The sequence below is a fragment of the Luteimonas sp. KH_071 genome, assembly GCF_057838005.1.
On record NZ_CM174458.1, the window covers coordinates 2944248 to 2962320 of the forward strand.

12 protein-coding genes and 2 pseudogenes are annotated in these 18073 nt (G+C 66.1%); 9 read left to right on the top strand and 5 right to left on the bottom strand.

Features of this window, described 5'->3' with window-relative positions; all coding sequences use genetic code 11:
- Positions 1 to 125: 125 nt before the first annotated feature.
- From AC3IRM_RS13570 to coaE, 8 genes and pseudogenes are all read left to right on the top strand, one after another.
- Positions 126 to 1748, top strand: coding sequence for a sensor histidine kinase (locus tag AC3IRM_RS13570; RefSeq protein WP_489203611.1), 1623 nt, complete (start codon positions 126 to 128; stop codon positions 1746 to 1748).
- Between the two features lie 271 nt (positions 1749 to 2019).
- Positions 2020 to 3163, top strand: a pseudogene (locus AC3IRM_RS13575) (sigma-54-dependent transcriptional regulator); the annotation flags it as partial.
- 122 nt (positions 3164 to 3285) lie between these two features.
- Positions 3286 to 3450: pseudogene (locus tag AC3IRM_RS13580) on the top strand (helix-turn-helix domain-containing protein); the annotation flags it as partial.
- A 387-nt stretch (positions 3451 to 3837) separates the two neighbouring features.
- Positions 3838 to 4266, top strand: coding sequence for a pilin (locus tag AC3IRM_RS13585; protein WP_489203612.1), 429 nt, complete (start codon positions 3838 to 3840; stop codon positions 4264 to 4266).
- Between the two features lie 255 nt (positions 4267 to 4521).
- The gene (gene pilB / locus AC3IRM_RS13590; RefSeq protein WP_489203613.1) at positions 4522 to 6246 is read left to right on the top strand and encodes a type IV-A pilus assembly ATPase PilB; all 1725 of its coding nucleotides are present in this window, start codon (positions 4522 to 4524) and stop codon (positions 6244 to 6246) included.
- 226 nt (positions 6247 to 6472) lie between these two features.
- Complete coding sequence (locus tag AC3IRM_RS13595) at positions 6473 to 7747, top strand: type II secretion system F family protein (RefSeq protein ID WP_489203614.1); 1275 nt, start codon at positions 6473 to 6475, stop codon at positions 7745 to 7747.
- Between the two features lie 28 nt (positions 7748 to 7775).
- The gene (locus AC3IRM_RS13600; protein WP_489203616.1) at positions 7776 to 8639 is read left to right on the top strand and encodes a prepilin peptidase; all 864 of its coding nucleotides are present in this window, start codon (positions 7776 to 7778) and stop codon (positions 8637 to 8639) included.
- A 13-nt stretch (positions 8640 to 8652) separates the two neighbouring features.
- The gene (gene coaE, locus AC3IRM_RS13605) at positions 8653 to 9267 is read left to right on the top strand and encodes a dephospho-CoA kinase (RefSeq protein WP_489203617.1); all 615 of its coding nucleotides are present in this window, start codon (positions 8653 to 8655) and stop codon (positions 9265 to 9267) included.
- A gap of 88 nt (positions 9268 to 9355) precedes the next feature.
- Here coaE and AC3IRM_RS13610 read toward each other — a convergent pair whose 3' ends face one another.
- The 3 genes from AC3IRM_RS13610 to AC3IRM_RS13620 form a co-directional block, all read right to left on the bottom strand.
- Positions 9356 to 10300 (bottom strand): Nudix family hydrolase, encoded by a 945-nt coding sequence (locus AC3IRM_RS13610; protein WP_489203618.1) that lies wholly within the window; start codon positions 10298 to 10300, stop codon positions 9356 to 9358.
- Between the two features lie 513 nt (positions 10301 to 10813).
- On the bottom strand, positions 10814 to 13567 hold the full coding sequence (gene secA / locus AC3IRM_RS13615) for a preprotein translocase subunit SecA (protein ID WP_489203619.1): 2754 nt from the start codon (positions 13565 to 13567) through the stop codon (positions 10814 to 10816).
- A 392-nt stretch (positions 13568 to 13959) separates the two neighbouring features.
- Entirely contained in the window at positions 13960 to 14871 is a 912-nt protein-coding gene (locus tag AC3IRM_RS13620; RefSeq protein ID WP_489203620.1) for a M23 family metallopeptidase, read from the bottom strand.
- Between the two features lie 8 nt (positions 14872 to 14879).
- Here AC3IRM_RS13620 and AC3IRM_RS13625 point away from each other — a divergent pair, with 8 nt between their 5' ends.
- The gene (locus AC3IRM_RS13625) at positions 14880 to 15344 is read left to right on the top strand and encodes a DciA family protein (RefSeq protein WP_489203621.1); all 465 of its coding nucleotides are present in this window, start codon (positions 14880 to 14882) and stop codon (positions 15342 to 15344) included.
- A gap of 215 nt (positions 15345 to 15559) precedes the next feature.
- On the opposite strand, the gene lpxC is transcribed toward AC3IRM_RS13625, so the two are convergent.
- Together lpxC and ftsZ are read right to left on the bottom strand one after the other, a co-directional pair.
- Positions 15560 to 16468 (bottom strand): UDP-3-O-acyl-N-acetylglucosamine deacetylase, encoded by a 909-nt coding sequence (gene lpxC / locus AC3IRM_RS13630; protein WP_489203622.1) that lies wholly within the window; start codon positions 16466 to 16468, stop codon positions 15560 to 15562.
- Positions 16469 to 16787: 319 nt separating this feature from the next.
- Complete coding sequence (gene ftsZ / locus AC3IRM_RS13635) at positions 16788 to 18071, bottom strand: cell division protein FtsZ (RefSeq protein ID WP_465076410.1); 1284 nt, start codon at positions 18069 to 18071, stop codon at positions 16788 to 16790.
- Between the last annotated feature and the right edge of the window lie 2 nt (positions 18072 to 18073).

Sequence of the window (18073 nt, forward strand, 5' to 3'; positions counted from 1 at the left end):
GACGCGCGGCGGGTCGACGGGGTCCGCTATTCTCGCCCATGCGGCGGCGGCGGGCAAAACCGCCCCACCCGAGCGGTCCGGGCTGACGCCTATACTCGGCCGTCCGGCTCCGATGGAACGCGCCCGTGCCCCTGCTTGCAGCTTCCACGCTGACACCGTCGCTGCTGCAGCGGGAACTCTCGCTGTTCGCGCTGTACCGGGTGCTGGAGGCCGCCCTGCTCGCGCTGCTGGTCTTCAGCCCTTGGGGCGAGACCCTCGGCGCCATGATCGATGCGCCGGTCGCGATCTCGGTCGCCATCGGCTATCTGATCGCCTCGGTCGGACTGTGGTGGCATGCGCGGCGCACCAGGGCCGACTTTCCCAGCCATGCGGTGGTCGGCGTACTCGTCGACATCGCGGTCGCCACCCTGATCACCCACGCGATTCCGGAAGTCGCGCCCGGCATCGCGATGCTGCTGCTGTTCAACATCGGCGCCGCATCGCTGTTCGTCACCCTGCGCACCAGCCTGCTGATCGCCGCGGCCGCCGCGCTGGCGCTGCTGATCGAACGCCTGTCCGGCCTGTTCGGCACCGGCACGTTCGACCGCCCGTTCGCCGAGATGCTGATGTTCGGGCTGGGTTTCTTCGCCGCCGCGTCGCTGACCCGCCAGCTCGGCAAGCAGGTGCGCGACACGCAGGCGCTGGCAGACCGGCGCGGGGCCGAGGCCGCGAACCTCGCCGAGATCAACGAACTGATCATCCGCCGCATGCAGACCGGCGTGTTGCTGGTCGACAGCAGCGGACACATCCGCCTGACCAACGAAGCCGCCATGCTGCTGATCGGGGAAAGCGAGACACCCGGCGAAGACGGTCTGCACGGCCGCACGCTGTCACAACTCGCGCCGCCACTGGCGATGCGCCTAGCCGAGTGGCTGCGCAGCGGCAGCGTCGACAGTGCGCCGCTCAACCTGCGCGAGCATACCGACGTGATGCCGCGCTTCGTGCGCCTGCTGGCCGAGAGCGACAGCACGCTCGTGTTCCTCGACGACACCTCGCTGGTCTCGCGCCGCGCCGAATCGCTGACCCTGGCCACCATGGGCCGGTTCTCCGCCAGCCTCGCGCACGAGATCCGCAACCCGCTCGCCGCGATCAGCTACGCCACCCAGCTGATGGAGGAATCGGACCAGATCGGCGAGGCCGACCGGCGCCTGCTGCAGATCATCCACCAGCAATGTATGCGCACCAACGGCATCGTCGAAAGCGTGCTGGGCCTCGCCCGCCGCGAACGCGCGCGGCCGGAACATGTGGATCTCGTCGCCGTGGCCCATGGCTTCGTGCAGGACTACCGGATGATCGTCACCGACGAGAACGCCGAACTGAAGATCAGCTGCGACCAGCCCACGCTGCGCGCGATCTTCGACCCGCGCCACCTGCAGCAGGTGCTCACCGCCCTCGTCAACAACGCCGTGCGATACGGCCGCATGCCCGGCGAGCCGGCGCGTATCACCCTGCGCCTCGAACAGGCCGGCGAATGCCCCACGCTCAGCGTGCTCGACCGTGGTCCCGGCATTCCCGAAGCCGTCGCCTCGCAGCTGTTCCGCCCGTTCTTCACCACCTCCGAAAGCGGCACGGGCCTGGGGCTCTACATTGCGCACGAGCTGTGCCGGGCGAACGAGGCCCATCTGGAATATGTCGCCGTCCCCGGCGGCGGCGCGTGCTTCCGGGTCACCCTGGCGGCGCGGCAGACGCTGTTGCGAAAGGCGGCCTGATCGGCGCTGCAGAAGCGCTGAGCCTGGGACCTGCAAACGCCTCTGACGCATCTATCTACAGATCGGGTTGCCGACCGAACCACCCTCGCCCGCGGCGGCGCTGTTACGACACCGCACTCAGCCCACCTGCGCGCTCCCTGTTCGAATGCCGCCTCCACACAGCGGCGCAACTGTACCTCCACACCGCGCGTCGACAGCGCGTGACTCTCGTGGCCTTTGACAGAATCTGTCACTATGCGTCACACCTGAGTCCCGGTTGTGTGGCGAATCGATGAGCGAAACTCGCAGCGTCCTGATCGTCGATGACGAACACGATATTCGTGAACTGCTGGTCCTCACATTGAGCCGCATGGGGCTGCGTACCGAAACCGCGCCCAGCCTGGCGGTCGCGCGCGAACTGCTGGCCGCCTCGACCTATGATCTCTGCCTGACCGACATGCGCCTGCCGGACGGGTCGGGTCTGGATCTCGTGGGCGAGATCACTACCCGTTTCCCCGGCACCCCGGTTGCCGTGATCACCGCGTATGGCAACGTCGCGGCTGCGGTCGAAGCGCTGAAAGCGGGTGCCTTCGATTTCGTCAGCAAGCCGGTCGACATCCATGTGCTGCGCGGCCTGGTCCGGCAGGCCCTGGAACTGGGCGAGCGCGCCAAACGCGAGACCGAAGAACACAGCAGCCGCCTGCTCGGCACGTCAGACGTGATGGTCACGCTGCGCAACACGATCGCCAAGGTCGCCCGCAGCCAGGCGCCCGTCTTCATCCAGGGCGAATCCGGCACCGGCAAGGAACTCGTCGCCCGCACGATCCACGCGCAAGGCGCGCGCGCGAGCAGTCCCTTCGTGCCGGTCAACTGCGGCGCCATTCCGAGCGAACTGATGGAGAGCGAGTTCTTCGGCCACAAGAAGGGCAGCTTCACCGGCGCGCACAGCGACAAGCCGGGCCTGTTCCAGGCTGCGGACGGCGGCACGCTGTTCCTCGACGAGATCGCCGAGCTGCCGCTGGCGATGCAGGTCAAGCTGCTGCGCGCGATCCAGGAAAAGTCGATCCGCCCGGTCGGCGCCGCGGCCGAGATCCAGGTCGACGTGCGCATCCTGTCGGCCACCCACAAGGATCTGGCGCAGCTGGTCAACGACGGCCGCTTCCGCCACGACCTCTACTACCGCATCAATGTCATCGGCCTGCAGGTGCCGCCGCTGCGCGAGCGCACGGGCGATCTGCCGCTGCTGTCGGGCGCGATCCTGCAGCGCCTCGCCCAGGCCATGCACCGCGCCGCGCCCACCCTGGCGCCGGACGCCGTCGCCGCGCTCGAAGCCTATGGATTTGCCGGCAATGTCCGCGAACTCGAGAACATCCTCGAGCGCGCCCTGGCCATGGCCGACAACGACCACATCACCGCCGCCGACCTGCACCTGCCCGTCGCCCGCGGCGCCCAGCAGACCGCGCAACCGCAGCAGCCCTCGCCCTTCATCACCGGCACGCACCAGGCCCTGCCGCCCAGCGCCGCACCGCCGCGCGACCCGCGCACGCTCAGTCCCTACGACACCGCCAGTTCGGCGCTGCCGTCCTTCATCGAAGACATCGAGCGCGCCGCCATCCAGCAGGCGCTGCAGGAAAACCGCTACAACAAGACCCGCACCGCCGCCGCACTGGGCATCACGTTCCGGGCGCTGCGGTACAAGCTGAAGAAGCTCGGCATCGATTGATGCCGCTTCAATGCCGCGCGGCGCGTGATGCACCGCGGGCGTAGGCGGCACGCCCCGGCTGTCCACGGCGCGCACACCCGGGCAGCCGGCCCGGGCGCAGGAAAAGCGGATCGTTGCCGGAATAGCGTGCGGTGACCCGCTGCCCTCCAGCGACCCCGGGCACCAGTTCGACACAACGCGTCACCTTGTGACGCGATCGCGCACGATCCGTTCCCGCGCATGCCCGGCATCCGTGTCCATCGACACAATCCGGCGCCAATCAAGGGCGGGAAAGTTGGCACGCCTTATGCGTCATCCCCATCGCACGTGCAGGTCGCACGGCTGCCCACGGATCGGCACCAGCCGGCCACGCGGCACGTGGAATCAATCACTCCTAGGGGATACACCATGAAGAAGATGCAGAAGGGCTTCACCCTCATCGAACTGATGATCGTTGTGGCGATCATCGCCATCCTCGCGGCCATCGCGCTGCCGGCTTACCAGGATTACACCGTCCGCGCCCGCACCACTGAAGGCCTTGCGGCTGCGTCTGCAGCCAAGCTGACCGTTGTGGAAAATGCATCGAACGGCCTGCCGCTCGCCCAGGGCTATAACGCTACGCAGCCTGCGACACGCAACGTCGCAGCTAACGGCGTTGCGATCAGCACCACTGGCGTCATTACGGTCGCTCTGACGCCTGCCGCAGGTGGCGGCTCCCTTACGATGACGCCCGTGCCTGCTCTGGTCGCTGGCACTGTTCCGAATGGGCCGATCAATTGGAACTGCACCGGCACCAATACGAACAAGGCCCGCCTCCCGGCCGAGTGCCGCGGTTAATTAGAGATAGGCGTTGAAGTGCAGAGCCCCGGTTTAGCCGGGGCTTTTTTTTGTTTCCTATTTCAATTCAAACTTCTGGGACTTTAAGACTCGCCTACTGACGGTGCTTGACGGGAATCGCGTTTCGACAGGGTTTCTCACGGCGGGCAGGCTCGCGCGCATCGTATCCCGTGCTACTGACCGCTTGGCAGAGACCATAGCAACGGCGAACTGTTGAAGTAGAGTGGCCTTCCAACGCACAAGCACAAGCACTTCATGAATACACTCGCGAGTCCCAACCTTGTCGGCATCACTGGTATCGCCCGCCGCCTCGTTCTTGACGGCGCCTTGGATGAGGCAGCGGCGCGCGAGGCGCTGGAAAAGGCGACGGCACTGCGCAAGCAGATCTCGGCCTATCTGCGCGAACAAAAGTTGGTGACCGCTTCGCAGATGGCCGCCGCGATTTCAATCGAATTCGGCATGCCGGTCTTCGACCCGGCGGTGATGGATCCCCATGCCAGTGCGGTCAAGCTGGTCAGCGAGGAGCTGCTGGGCAAGCACGGGGTGCTGCCGCTGTTCAAACGTGGCAACCGCTTGTTTGTGGGCACTGCCGATCCGACCAATACGCATGCACTGGACGAGATCAAGTTCCACACCAATCTCACGGTTGAGCCGATCCTGGTCGACGAGGAGAGCATCCGTCGCACCCTGGAAATCTGGCTGCAATCGTCGGACAGTTTCGGCGACGCGCTCGACGACGGCGACGGACTGGATGCGCTCGATGTCGGCACCGATGACGATCCGGGCAAGATGGAGAACGCGGTCGACGGCAAGGACGACACGCCGGTCGTCAAGTTCGTCAACAAGGTGCTGGTGGACGCGATCAAACGCGGCGCGTCCGACATCCATTTCGAGCCATATGAAACCGACTACCGGGTGCGCCTCCGCATCGACGGCATCCTCAAGCAGGTCGCGAAGATGCCGGTCAAGCTCAACGGCCGCATCACCGCGCGTCTGAAGGTCATGGCGCAACTCGACATCGCCGAAAAGCGCATCCCGCAGGACGGCCGCATCAAGCTCAACCTGTCCAAGACCAAGCAGATCGACTTCCGCGTCAGCACCCTGCCCACTTTGTTCGGCGAAAAGGTGGTGCTGCGTATCCTCGATGCCAGCGCGGCCAAGCTGGGCATCGACAAGCTGGGCTACGAGCCCGACCAGCAGGCGCTATTCCTGGAGGCCATCCACAAGCCCTACGGCATGGTGCTGGTGACCGGCCCGACCGGCTCGGGTAAAACCGTCTCGCTGTACACGGCCCTCGGCATCCTCAACGACGAGACCCGCAACATCTCGACGGCAGAGGATCCGGTGGAAATCCGCCTGCCGGGCGTCAACCAGGTACAGCAGAACAACAAGCGCGGCATGACCTTTGCCGCGGCGCTGCGCTCGTTCCTGCGCCAGGACCCGGACATCATCATGGTCGGCGAGATTCGCGACCTGGAAACCGCGGAGATCGCGATCAAGGCCGCGCAGACGGGCCACATGGTGCTGTCGACGCTGCATACCAACGATGCGCCGCAGACCATCGCCCGCCTGATGAACATGGGCATCGCGCCCTACAACATCACCAGTTCGGTCACGCTGGTGATCGCCCAGCGCCTGGCGCGCCGGCTGTGCCCGCGCTGCAAGCGCAGGGTGGAGCTGCCCGACCATGCGCTGCTGGCCGAGGGATATACCGAAGACCAGGTGCGCGCAGGCATCGAGCTCTACGAGGCGGTGGGCTGCGACGAATGCACCAACGGCTACAAGGGTCGCGTGGGCGTGTACCAGGTGATGCCGATGAGCGAGCAGATCCAGGAGATCATCCTGCAGGGCGGCAACGCGATCCAAATCGCCGAAGTTGCAGCACGCGCAGGCGTGAACGATCTGCGCAAGTCGGCACTCGAGAAAGCGCGGCAGGGATTGACGAGCCTGGCGGAGATCAACCGCGTCACTAAGGACTGAGCCCTGGGACAAGACGCCCTGCGTTCGCGCGTTGCGGCAACGCGATTGACGCCGCTTCGCGTGCAGGCGCGCTCTGAAAGATCGCGCTCGCCCGCCTGACATTTGAAGCCCGAATGCGGAATGCGGCAACCGGTCACGACCCGGCCTGCCACTTTGCCCGCCAAGCCGCTACCATGCGGCCATCTGCCCGGCTGGGGAAAGCCGGTTCATCTGGGGGAACACCCGCATGTCTGCCACCCGCACCGTCGCCCGCAAGACCGTCGGCAACAAGCCCGCGCTACCTGTCCGCGAGGGCGTGACCCTGGACACCTTCATCTGGGAAGGCACCGACAAGCGCGGCGTCAAGATGAAGGGCGAGCAGCAGTCGAAGAACGTCAACATGTTGCGCGCCGAGCTGCGCCGGCAGGGGATCCAGCCGGGGGTCATCAAGACCAAAGGCAAGCCGCTGTTCGGCGCTGCCGGCAAGAAGATCACTCCGCGCGATATTGCGATCTTCAGCCGGCAGTTCGCCACGATGATCAAGTCCGGCGTGCCGGTGGTGCAGGCGCTGGAGATCGTGGCCAACGGCAACAAGAACCCGCGCATGGCGAAGATGCTCAATGCGATGCGTCTGGACATCGAGGGCGGCTCTTCCATCAACGAAGCGATGTCCAAGCATCCGGTGCAGTTCGACGAGCTGTTCCAGAACTTGGTCCGCGCCGGCGAGTCGGCCGGCGTGCTCGAAACCGTGCTCGACACCATCGCCACATACAAGGAAAACACCGAGAAACTGAAAGGAAAGATCAAGAAGGCGCTGTTTTATCCAATTGCGGTTGTCGCGGTCGCCATCATCGTTAGCGCAATCCTGCTGATCTTCGTCGTGCCGCAGTTCGAAGCGGTGTTCGCCGACTTCGGCGCGGAACTTCCAGCTTTTACACAGTTGATCGTAGGCGCTAGCAAGTTCATGGTGTCGTATTGGTGGCTGATGTTGTTCGTTGTAGTTGGCGGCGTCGCAGGATTTCTGTTTGCATATCGACGGTCTGTACCTCTACAACACGGCGTCGACAAGCTGCTTCTCAAGTTGCCGGTAATCGGTCAGCTTCTTCACAACGCTGCGGTCGCACGCTTCGCTCGTACGCTTGCCACCACTTTCAAGGCCGGCGTGCCGCTTGTGGAGGCGCTGGATACAGTCTCGGGCGCTACCGGAAGTACGGTTTACGAGAAGGCTGTACTGCGGATGCGCGATGACGTGTCCGTCGGCTACCAGGTCAACATGGCGATGAAGCAGGTGAACCTGTTTCCGCACATGGTGGTGCAGATGACGGCGATCGGCGAAGAGGCGGGCGCGCTCGACACCATGCTGTTCAAGGTGGCCGAGTTCTACGAGGAGGAGGTCAATAATGCGGTCGATGCATTGAGCAGCCTGCTCGAGCCCATGATCATGGTGTTCATCGGTGGTCTCGTCGGCGGCATGGTCATCGGCATGTATCTGCCGATCTTCAAATTGGCTTCGGTCGTCTGATGTGCCTCGTTCGCTGGTGATCCGCTAGATGGCTTTTCTCGATCAGAACCCAGAGCTGGGCTTTCCGCTCGCCGCAGGCTTCGGCCTGCTGGTGGGCAGCTTCCTCAATGTCGTGATCCTGCGGCTGCCGCGGCGCATGGAGTGGCAGTGGAAGCGTGATTCACGCGAGATCCTGGGCGAGCCGGAGCTGTACGATCCGCCGCCGCCCGGGATCGTGGTCGAGCGGTCGCATTGCCCGCATTGCGGCCATCAGCTGTCGTGGTACGAGAACATCCCGGTCCTGAGCTGGCTTGCGCTGCGTGGCAAGTGCCGCAGCTGCAAGACGCCGATCTCGATGCAGTATCCCGCGGTCGAGCTGCTGACGATGCTGTTGTTCGTGGCCTGCGTGTGGCGCTTCGGTTTCGGCTGGCAGGGCTTCGGCGCGCTGGTGCTCACCGGGTTCCTGGTCGCGGCCTCGGGCATCGATGTGCGGACCCAGCTGTTGCCCGACTCACTGACATTGCCGCTGATGTGGCTGGGATTGATCGCGAGTCTCGACAACCTCTACATGCCCGCAAAACCTGCCCTGCTGGGCGCGGTGGTGGGCTACGCGAGCCTGTGGACGGTGTGGTGGCTGTTCAAGCAGGCCACCGGCAAGGAAGGCATGGGCCATGGCGACTTCAAGCTGCTGGCCGCACTAGGCGCGTGGTGTGGGCTGAGCGGCCTGTTGCCGATCATCCTGCTGTCGGCCGTGGCCGGCGCGATCATCGGCTCGATCATGCTGGCCGTGCAGGGCCGCGACCGCTCGACGCCGATTCCGTTCGGGCCATATCTCGCCATCGCGGGCTGGGTGACCTTCATGTGGGGTCACGACCTGGTCGAACGCTACAAGCAGTTCGCCGGCCTCGGCTGACCCCTGCCTCGCGATGCGCGCGTTGATCATCGGCCTGACCGGCGGCATCGCCTCGGGCAAGACGGCAGCCACACAGGCATTCGAGCGACGCGGGATCGTGGTCGCCGATGCCGATCTGGCGGCGCGCGACGCGGTCGCGCCCGGCAGTGCGGGCCTCGCGGCGGTCGTCGAAGCCTTCGGCACCGACGCCCTGTCCGACGACGGCAGCCTGGATCGCGCTGCGATGCGCCGCCGGATCTTCGAAGATCCCGACGCACGCCTGCGACTGGAAGCAATCATCCATCCCCGCGTGCGCGAAGCCCTGCGCGTGGCCTGCGAGGCGGCGCCCGGACCCTACGCGGTCGCCGCGATCCCACTGCTGACCGAAGGCGGCCGAGCCGCGTATCCGTGGCTGCACCGGGTGCTGGTGATCGACGTGCCGCGTGAGCTTCAGCTGGCGCGGCTGCTGGCGCGCGACGGCATCGATGCCGCGCTTGCCGAGCGGATGGTGGCCGCGCAGGCCACGCGTGCGGCGCGCCTGGCGATTGCGGACGACGTGATCGTCAACGACGGCACGCTGGAGGCCCTGGACGCGGCCGTGGGCGCGCTGGATGCGCGGTATCGCGGAATGGCAGACCCGGCCCGGTAAGCCTCGCCTGCGGTGGCGTCGATCGATCCGACAGGCGCCCTGCCCCGTTCAATCACATCGCTGATGCGTCGATGTGAGCCCTCGCCTTTCAGGGCGACCACAGGCTCCCGATTGCAGCGATGCCCTGGGCCCCATGGCGGCGGGCCTCGGGAATGTCGGCGGGTGCCATGCCACCGAGTGCGTAGATCGGCAGCGCCGTGGTCTCGCGCAGTCGCGCGAACGCGTCCCAGCCGATGCCCGGCATGCCGGGATGACTGGCAGTCTCGGCGACGGGACCCAGCACGACGAAGTCGCAGCCCAGACGTGCGGCGTGCGAGAGCTCTTCCGCGTTGTGGCAGGACGCGGCCAGCACCGTGCCCTCGGGGACGGGACGCGCCGCGAGTGCCTGCAACGCGTCCGACCGGAGATGGACACCGACGCCGGCGGCACGTGCAGCGTCGACCGGACCGTTGAACAGCAGCTGCGCGTCGTACCTGCGACAGCGCGTCGCCGCGAGCTGCAGCAATGCGGACTGGCGATCGGGCGGCACATCGGGCAACCGCAGCTGGATTCGCCGGATGCCACGGCGCAGGGCGCTCTCGAACGCCTGCAGCCATGGCGCATCGTCCGCACCGGGTGGCGGCGTCACCAGATACCGATCCGGTGTCTGCAATGCGGCGACGACCGGCAGGTCCGCGGGCGGCATCGAATAGCGACCCAGCTTGTCCGGCGCGACCCAGGTCAATGCCTGCCCTTCGCGACCCTTGGGCACGCCTTCCCAATGCGTGACATGACGGACATCGAGCCGCAGGCGCTTGCCCGGGTAGCGCTGGGGCACGGTCATCAGCGGCGAACCGACGGTGACGCGGATGCCGAGTTCCTCGTCCAGTTCGCGGATCAGCGCAGCTTCCGGCGTCTCGCCCGCTTCGCGCTTGCCGCCGGGAAATTCCCAGAGCCCAGGCATGTCGCGGTTGGGCGTACGCCGCGACAGCAGGATCCGGCCACGCTTGTCGGTAATGACGCCGGCGACGACTTCGATGACGCGTTCGCTCATGCCGCTCGGCGCTCCGGACAGGGCCGTCAGGTTAGGCGGGGTGCGGGCGGTTTGCCAGCCATCGCGATGGTCAGGTTCGCACCCGCTGCGCTGGTGCAGCGCGAGTGCCCCGCCCCTCTGGGCAGGCTCGGTGAGAGGGCATGTCTCGCGAGAACGCAGGCCCCGCCCGACGCGCGTTGCGCATCAATCTTTTCGGCGGGAGCGGTGCGATGACTGCAGCCACTGGACGACCGCTCAGCCGCCCTGCGCTTCGAGGGCGCCGGGCACCTCTCGCTCTGCGGTGAGGCGGCACGCTTGCGAGGATCCACCGGCTCGCGTGACTACGAACGCCCTCGCGCTGGCACGAGGGCCCGGGCGTTGAGCGGGCCTGGGGTGAGGGCGCTCGTCACGGCGCGAATGACACCCACGGACCGCCCCGCCCTCAGCCGACCGCTCTGCGCGTCGACCCCGGATCAAGTCCGGGGCAGGCTCTCTCCCGGAGGGAGAGGTGCCGGGCGACAGACGATTCGGAAGTCAGCTCAGCTGCCCGTGGCAGTGCTTGAACTTCTTGCCGCTGCCGCACGGACACGGATCGTTGCGGCCCACCTTGTCGCCGTCGCGCACGATCGGCGCTTGTGGACCCTGCGAGGCAGCAGCCGCACGCACGTCTTCCGCTTCCTCGTCGGCGCCGTAGCCGCCCGCATCGGCGTGCTGGAATTGCGCCTGGTTGAGCTTGGCTTCCACCTGGCGACGCTCTTCGGCCTCCAGCGCGGCGATCTCGTCCTCGCTGCGCACGCGCACGCGCGCCAGCATCGTCACGACATCGTGCTTCACCTTGTCCAGCATTTCCGAGAACAGCTCGAAGGCTTCGCGCTTGTATTCCTGCTTCGGCTGCTTCTGCGCGTAGCCGCGCAGATGGATGCCCTGGCGCAGGTAGTCCATGCGGCCCAGGTGTTCCTTCCAGCCCTGGTCGAGCACGTTGAGCATGATGTGCTTCTCGAGCATGCGCATCGTCTCGTCGCCGAGCGAGGCTTCCTTGTCGGCGAACAGGCGGTCGACTTCCTTCTGGACGTGCTCGGCGATCTGCTCGGCATCCAGCTCGTCGCTGGACTTGGCCATGTCGACCAGCGGCAGGCGCAGGCCGAACTCGCGGTCGATCTCGGACTCGAGGCCCGGCAGATCCCACTGCTCGTCGATCGACTGAGGCGGCACGTAGCGGGCGACGATGCCGGCGATCACGTCGGCACGGATGCCGTCGACGTTGTCCTGGATGCTCTCGGCGTCCAGCAGTTCGTCGCGCTGGCCGTAGATCACCTTGCGCTGGTCGTTGTTGACGTCGTCGAAGTCGAGCAGGTTCTTGCGGATATCGAAGTTGTGCGCTTCGACCTTGCGCTGCGCGTTCGCGATCTGCTTGGTGACCAGCGGCGACTCGATGATGTCGTCTTCCTGCAGGCCCATGCGCGCCATGACCTTCTGCACCCAGTCGGCGGCGAAGATGCGCATCAGGTTGTCTTCGAGCGACAGATAGAAGCGGCTCGAACCCGGATCGCCCTGACGGCCCGAACGGCCGCGCAACTGGTTGTCGATACGGCGCGATTCGTGGCGTTCGGTGCCGATGATGTGCAGACCGCCAGCGGCCTTGACCGCATCGTGGCGCACCTGCCATTCGGCGCGGAGTTTCGCCTTCGTCGCCTCGTCGACCGGCGCGCCTGTCTCGGCTTCCAGCGTCGCCAGCTCGGTGTCGAGCGAACCGCCCAGCACGATGTCGGTACCGCGGCCGGCCATGTTGGTCGCGATGGTCACCGCGCCCGGACGACCGGCCTGGGCGATGATCGTCGCCTCGCGCTCGTGCTGCTTGGCGTTGAGCACTTCGTGATGGATGCCTTCCTTGCGCAGATGCTCGCTGAGCAGTTCCGACACCTCGATCGACGTCGTGCCGACCAGCACCGGCTGGCCGCGTTCGTTGGCCGCCTGGATCTCGCGCGCCACGGCGCGGTACTTGCCCGGGCGGTTGAGGAACACCGCATCGGGCGCGTCCTTGCGGATCATCGGGCGATGCGTCGGAATCACCACGACTTCGAGCGAATAGATGCTCTCGAATTCAAACGCTTCGGTATCCGCGGTACCGGTCATGCCCGAGAGCTTGCCGTACATGCGGAACAAGTTCTGGAAGGTGATGCTGGCGAGCGTCTGGTTCTCGCGCTGCACCGGCACGCCTTCCTTCGCTTCCACCGCCTGGTGCAGACCATCGGACCAGCGACGGCCCGGCAGGGTACGGCCGGTGAACTCGTCGACGATGATGACTTCGCCGTCGCGGATGATGTAGTGGTCGTCGCGCTGGTAGATCGCATGCGCGCGCAGGCCGGCATTGAGGTGATGCACCACGTGGATGTTCTGCGGCGCGTACAGGCTGTCCTCTTCGCCGAGGATGCCGGCCTTGCGCAGCAGTTCTTCCGCGTGTTCCTGGCCGGCTTCGGACAGGTGGACCTGCTTGCCCTTCTCGTCGACCCAGAAGTCGCCGTCGCCGTCCTCGGTTTCCTGACGCACCAGAGACGGCACGATCCGGTTGACCTTGATGTAGAGCTCCGGCGAATCGTCGGCCGGGCCGGAGATGATCAGCGGTGTGCGCGCTTCGTCGATCAGGATCGAGTCGACCTCGTCGATGATCGCGTAGTTGAGGCCGCGCTGGTACCGGTCGGCCTTCGACAGCGCCATGTTGTCGCGCAGGTAATCGAAGCCGAATTCGTTGTTGGTGCCGTAGGTGATGTCGGCGCGGTAGGCGTCGCGCTTGGCTTCGCCGTGCGGCATGCCCGGCCAGATCACGCCGACGGACAGGCCCAGCCAGTTGTAGAGCTTGCCCATCTGCGCGGCGTCGCGGCGGGCCAGATAATCGTTGACCGTGATGACGTGGACGCCCTTGCCCTCGAGTGCATTGAGGTAGGTCGGCAGCGTACCGACCAGGGTCTTGCCCTCACCGGTGCGCATCTCGGCGATCTTGCCCATGTGCAGCACCATGCCGCCGATCAGCTGCACGTCGTAGGGCCGCATGCCCAGCACGCGCCTGCTGGCCTCGCGGCACACCGCGAAGGCTTCGGGCAACACCTTGTCCAGCGTCTCGCCGTTGGCGACGCGCGCCTTGAACTCGGGGGTCTTGGCCTGCAGTTCGGCGTCCGACAGCGCCTCCATCTGCGGCTCGAGCGCGTTGATCTTCACCACGATCTTCTCGAGCTGTTTGACGAAACGGTCGTTGCGGCTACCGAAGACGCTGGTGAGCAGGCGATTGAGCATTGGAAGTCCGGGTTCTGGAGACGGAACGCGGCCCGGGGCGGTTTCCCCCGAATCCGCAAACAAGAAAAAGGGCGCTTGGCGCCCCTCGATGGCAACACGCATTGTAGCTTGGGGAGCGCGGGGGTGTTTTCAAGCACTGGGCCGTTCGTGCGCGACCTGCCTTCGACCGCGCACGACATGGCGAGCGAAACATCACCTGCGCCGACGGACTTGAAGCCCTCCCCTGCGACGCGGGTGAGGCTTGGGTGGGGCAATCAGCGCAGCGTGGAGTGCGTGATCAGGCGCGATATCAGTGCGATCCCCACACGGGCGCGAGCGGGAGGTTCGCCCCCATCCCGGCCTTCGACCCGTGAAGGGTCCAATGCCCCGCAAGCGGAGGAAGGAGCAAAGCCCTACTGCCGGCTGACACCCATGTCGCCGAGGAACTTGCGCGGGTTCTGCACGCGGCCGTTCTCCCAGACTTCGAAATGCACGTGGGCACCGGTCGAGCGACCGGTCGAACCGGCCTTGGCGATCTCGTCGCCGACGCGGACCAGGTCACCCACCTTCACCACGTTGCGGGAGTTGTGCGCATAGCGGGTCACGAAGCCGTTGCCGTGGTCCACTTCGACCACGTTGCCATAACCGCTGCGTACGCCCGAATAGCTGACGACGCCATCGGCGACCGTCATCACGCGATCACCGGTGCGGGCGTCGAAGTCGATGCCCTTGTGGAACTGGGCACCACGACCGAACGGATCGGCGCGGTAGCCGTAAGCCGAAGTCATGAAGCTGCTGGCGACCGGCGAGCGTGACGGCAGGGCGTTGCGTTCGATGCGGCGATCGAACAGCAGGGCTTCGAGCACCGAGAGCTGCTGGCCGGAGTTGGCCAGATCGCCTTCGAGCGCGTCCATGCCGCCAAGCAGCTTGCGGGCAGGCATGTCGCGCGCAGGTTCCGCACCACCCTGTCCGACCGGGCGATCGAAATCGAATTCACCGTCTTCCAGGCCCGCACCACGCGCGAGCCGGTCGCCGAGGGCGTTGAGCCGGTTGGCCTGCGCCTGCAGTTCACCCATACGGGCGGCAAGCGCGTTGATCTCGCGCTGCGCTTCGCGGCGGGTTTCTTCGATGCCGCGTTCGTTCGCCGAGGCCACGCCGTGCATGCGCGCGATTTCCGCTGCATTGAGCGCGGCGCCGCCGCACAGGCTGGCGACCGCAACGGCGGTCATGACGGTGAGGGGCTTGCGTGTCGCGAGTGCGCGGGCCTTGGCGGCCACCTGCGCAGCGCGGCCGCGCATATCATTCAACAACGTGTCTAGAGTCATGCGTGCCAATGTCTGATTTCAGGTCCAGGTTCAAGCCACCCCGCATCGGCGCCTCCCGTACCGGGATTCCGACGGCCGCACTGGATGCGGCACTGGGTGGTGCGTCGGCCGATCCGATCCGCCGGGCCATGTGGCTCGACGCGCTGGATCGCCGCCTCGTTCCCCTGTTGCCTCCTTCGCTGGCGCCACATGCGCGGCTGGCCAATGTCGACGGCAACAGGCTGGTCTTCCTCGTCGATTCGCCCATCTGGCACGCCAGGCTGCGCCTGTCGGCCGATGTGCTGCTCGACGCCGCCCGGTCCATCGGGCTGGATGTCAGCGACATCGTGATCAGGACCTCGACCCGGCCGCTGCGACCGGAGGTCGATGCAGGCCGCGTACGCCCGAAACCGCCGTCCGCCGTGGCCCGCAAGGCCGTGGCGGCCGCGCTGGCCTCGTTGCAAGCGCCGGATGGCGACGACAACGGGACATGATGGGTCGGGTGATCCCTTCTCCCCTGGTCACCGACGTCGACGTCGGGTGAAGGGGAGCGGGCATCCTACCGACGGTTCCGCGGTAGGAAGTTAACTGAAAATTAAGTTCTCAGAAATTTAAAGTTAAAATTCTGTTAGCGGCAGGGTCGGCCCTGAACCATGCGGCGAATCCGCCGTCAAAGTTCATCCGCGATTTGCGTAGGTGAATGCCGCAATCAGGCGATCGCGGGCGTGCCGTAGGCGACCGGCGCGGGTGCGGTCTGGTCGAAGCTGACCTTCTCCCACGCATCCGCCTCGGCCAGCAATGCGCGTACCAGCTTGTTGTTGAGCGCGTGACCGGACTTGTAGCCGATGAAGCGGCCGAGAATCGGGTGTCCGGCGAGATACAGGTCGCCCACCGCGTCGAGGATCTTGTGGCGCACGAACTCGTTGGCGTAGCGCAGGCCGTCGTCGTTGAGCACGCGGAACTCATCGAGCACGATCGCGTTGTCCATCGAGCCGCCGAGGCCGAGGTTGCGCTCGCGCATGTATTCGAGATCACGCATGAAACCGAAGGTGCGTGCGCGACTGACCTCGCGGATATAAGCCTCGGTCGAGAACTCGACTTCGGCGCGCGACTGCGCGACCGGAATGGCCGGGTGATCGAAGGCGATGGTGAAGTCGAGCTTGAAGCCGTCGTAGGGTTCGAAGCGCGCGATCTTGTCGCCTTCGCGGACTTCAACCGGCTTGAGCACGCGGATGAAGCGCTTGGGTGCGTCCTGCTCGACCACGCCGGCCGACTGCAGCAGAAACACGAAGGGACCGGACGAGCCGTCCATGATCGGCACTTCGGCCGCGGACAGTTCGATATAAAGGTTGTCGACGCCCAGGCCCGCAAGCGCGGACATCAGGTGCTCGACGGTCTGCACATTGGCCGGGCCACAACTCAGGCCGGTGCACAGTGTGGTTTCGGTGACGAGGTTGCCGTCAGCCGGAATCTCGACCACGGGGTCCAGGTCGACACGGCGGAACACGATGCCGGTGTCGGGCACTGCCGGACGCAGGGTCAGGAACACTTTCTCGCCGCTGTGCAGGCCGACGCCTGTCGCGCGGATCACGTTCTTGATGGTGCGCTGGCGGGGCATGGGGGAGTCCGCAGGGAGGAAGGATCCGCGTGTCCGTCATGGGACTGTCATCGGAACCGGGGGGCAGATTATCACGGCACCGCCTGAACCTGAACGAAAGCGCGGCGGTGTTTCAAGACGCTGGAGGCATGCGGAAATCCATACGACAGCGCCGGAAAACGGTCCACCGGAAAAACCCGGTGGACCCAAAGGCGCCGCGCGGACAACGCGACGCCGGGCAAAACGGCATGGCGGGAGGACGATCCGCCATGCAGCGGCATGCCATCGCCGCGCACCGGTCAACGGTGCGCGCGCAACGGACTGCCGCGATCAACGCGGATCAGTCGGCCTGGCGGCGCAGAAACGCCGGAATATCCAGGTAGCTGCTGTCGCTGCCGAAATCGGCCGCCTTCGGCGCGTCCGACGACTCGGCGCGGGTCGCACCGCGCAGTGGCGATGCCGCCGACGCGCCACCACCGTTGCCGCGCAGCGATGCCGCGATGCTGTGACCCGGGCTGTACGGGGCCACGGCGTCGGACTCGTCTTCGATCAGCATGCCGGTCGTGCCGTCGCGGACGCCACGCTGGTTGTTGCTGATCAGCTGCACCTGCGGCTTGCCGCGGCCGGCGCTGTCACCGTTGTAGCCGGTGGCGCGCGCGGGCGCGCGGTTGAGGCCGGTGGCGACCACGGTCACGCGGACTTCGTCCTGCATGTCGGGATCGAGCACGGTGCCGATGACGATGGTCGCGTCTTCGCTGGCGAAGTTCTCGACGGTGCGGCCGACTTCGTCGAACTCGGCCATCGTGAAGTCAGCGCCGGCGGTGATGTTGACCAGGATGCCGTTGGCGCCGGCCAGGTTGACGTCGTCGAGCAGCGGATTCTGGATCGCGGCTTCGGCAGCGGCCTGCGCGCGGTCGTCGCCACGTGCGTTGCCGGTGCCCATCATCGCCAGGCCCATTTCCGACATCACGGTGCGCACGTCGGCGAAGTCGACGTTGATCAGGCCCGGACGGACGATCAGGTCGGCGATGCCCTGCACGGCGCCCAGCAGCACGTCGTTGGCGGCGCGGAAGGCCTGGATCATCGTGGCGTTGCGGCCGAGCACGGTGATCAGCTTTTCGTTGGGAATGGTGATCAGCGAGTCGCAATGCGCGGACATCTCCTCGATGCCCTTGAGCGCGACCTGCATGCGGCGGCGGCCTTCGAACGGGAACGGCTTGGTGACCACGGCGACGGTCAGGATGCCCATCTCCTTGGCCAGCTGCGCGACGACCGGGGCTGCGCCGGTGCCGGTGCCGCCGCCCATGCCGGCGGTGATGAACACCATGTCGGCGCCCTGCAGCGCGTCCATGATGATCTCGCGATCTTCGAGTGCGGCCTGACGGCCGACCTCCGGGTTGGCGCCCGCGCCCAGACCCTTGGTGACGCTGCTGCCGAGCTGCAGCTGCAGCTTGGCGCCGCAGTTCTTGATCGCCTGCGAATCGGTGTTGGCGGTGATGAACTCCACGCCGTCGACGCTGTTGTTGACCATGTGTGCGACCGCGTTGCCGCCGCCGCCGCCCACGCCGATGACCTTGATCACCGCGTTGGGAGCCATTTTTTCAACCAGTTCGAAATGTGCCATGT